We start from the raw sequence: 1,423 nt of genomic DNA on the forward strand, positions 1-1,423 counted from the left end.
CCACTGTTTGTAAGCATCCGGTTTCAGGAACTGTTTCACTCCCCTCGTCGGGGTGCTTTTCACCTTTCCCTCACGGTACTTGTTCGCTATCGGTCGCTGAGGAGTACTTAGGCTTGGAGGGTGGTCCCCCCATGTTCAGACAGGATTTCACGTGTCCCGCCCTACTCGAGTCCTGGCAATCGTCCGTCCCGTACGGGGCTGTCACCCATCTCGCCGGCCATTCCAGACCGTTCCGGTAAACTAAAGCCAGGCACTGGCCTGATCCGCGTTCGCTCGCCACTACTGACGGAGTCTCGTTGATGTCCTTTCCTCCGGGTACTTAGATGTTTCAGTTCCCCGGGTTCGCTTCAAACCCCTATGGATTCAGGATTTGATACCTTCATCTGACCAATTGTAGTGAAGCCGCAGACCAAAATCTGCGACCACAATACAAAAGGTCGAAGGTGGGTTTCCCCATTCGGAAATCCCTGGATCAAAGCTCGTTCGCAGCTCCCCAAGGCTTATCGCAGCGTACCACGTCCTTCATCGCCTCTCAGCGCCAAGGCATCCACCGAATGCTCTTAAGGCACTTGATCGCTCTCATGATCGATGTTCGCTGACCAGCAGCCGCATCAAGCGGCCGACAGTCACGTCACGGTCACAAAAAGACCGGTCACCATCCCCTTTCGAGAACGATGACCTTATGCTTGCCGAACATGACCGCCCCGGACCAGCTCTCGCTGCCGAAACGGCCACATTCCCTCTAAACGATGTCGATGATTTGCCGTCCCGCGCGATCCCGATGGACCTGCACAAGAGGCAAAACCTGTGTCTTCCGGATAGTCCCAACGCCCCGCGGCAGCTCAAGCCCCAGGGTAAACCCTGAGACGGCGCCTATGGTGGAGCCAGTCGGGATCGAACCGACGACCTGATGCTTGCAAAGCAACCGCTCTCCCAGCTGAGCTATGGCCCCAATTCTGGCAGATGCGAACAGATCGCCCGTGTACCTGGTGGGCCTGGGACGACTCGAACGTCCGACCTCACCCTTATCAGGGGTGCGCTCTAACCACCTGAGCTACAGGCCCAAGCGGATCAAGGACATCACCTGAACGGTGCACCGATCACGCTATCCGGAATGAGAAAGAGAAACGAGGACGGCGCTTTCGCTCCGCAAAGTGGGTTCTGACTGAACCCGTGTATCCAATGACGCCTCAAGAGGAGCGGATGATCATCACAATCATCGTCACTGAAGAAGCATCCTTAGAAAGGAGGTGATCCAGCCGCAGGTTCCCCTACGGCTACCTTGTTACGACTTCACCCCAGTCGCTGACCCTACCGTGGTCGCCTGCCTCCTTGCGGTTGGCGCAGCGCCGTCGGGTAAGACCAACTCCCATGGTGTGACGGGCGGTGTGTACAAGGCCCGGGAACGTATTCACCGTGGCAT

Annotated in this window: 2 tRNA genes and 2 rRNA genes (1 of these 4 only partly in view); all 4 read right to left on the minus strand. The window is 57.2% G+C overall.

Features of this window, described 5'->3' with window-relative positions:
* Positions 1 to 575, minus strand: a 23S ribosomal RNA gene (locus CRT23_RS27260) (it extends 2,234 nt beyond the left edge of the window).
* 301 nt (positions 576 to 876) lie between these two features.
* Positions 877 to 952: transfer RNA gene (locus CRT23_RS27265), tRNA-Ala, on the minus strand.
* 35 nt (positions 953 to 987) lie between these two features.
* A tRNA-Ile gene (locus CRT23_RS27270) sits at positions 988 to 1,064 on the minus strand.
* Positions 1,065 to 1,243: 179 nt separating this feature from the next.
* Positions 1,244 to 1,423 (minus strand): 16S ribosomal RNA (locus CRT23_RS27275); the annotation flags it as partial.

It is taken from the genome of Methylobacterium sp. V23 (assembly GCF_002917135.1).
Classification (GTDB): Bacteria; Pseudomonadota; Alphaproteobacteria; order Rhizobiales; family Beijerinckiaceae; genus Methylobacterium.